Source organism: Chromobacterium sinusclupearum (genome assembly GCF_002902845.1).
GTDB classification, from domain to species: domain Bacteria; phylum Pseudomonadota; class Gammaproteobacteria; order Burkholderiales; family Chromobacteriaceae; genus Chromobacterium; species Chromobacterium sinusclupearum.
The window spans coordinates 1-231 of the sequence record NZ_PPTF01000061.1 but is presented as its reverse complement, the minus strand read 5'-3'; the positions used below and the strand labels follow the sequence as shown (position 1 = coordinate 231).

1 rRNA gene is annotated in these 231 nt (G+C 57.6%); it reads left to right on the top strand.

Features of this window, described 5'->3' with window-relative positions:
* Positions 1–231, top strand: a 16S ribosomal RNA gene (locus C2134_RS13200); the annotation flags it as partial.

Genomic DNA, 231 nt, shown 5'->3' with positions numbered 1-231 from the left:
ATGCATCGGAATGTACCGTGTAATGGGGGATAGCTCGGCGAAAGCCGGATTAATACCGCATACGCCCTGAGGGGGAAAGCGGGGGACCGAAAGGCCTCGCGTTATACGAGCAGCCGATGTCTGATTAGCTAGTTGGTGAGGTAAGAGCTCACCAAGGCGACGATCAGTAGCGGGTCTGAGAGGATGATCCGCCACACTGGGACTGAGACACGGCCCAGACTCCTACGGGAG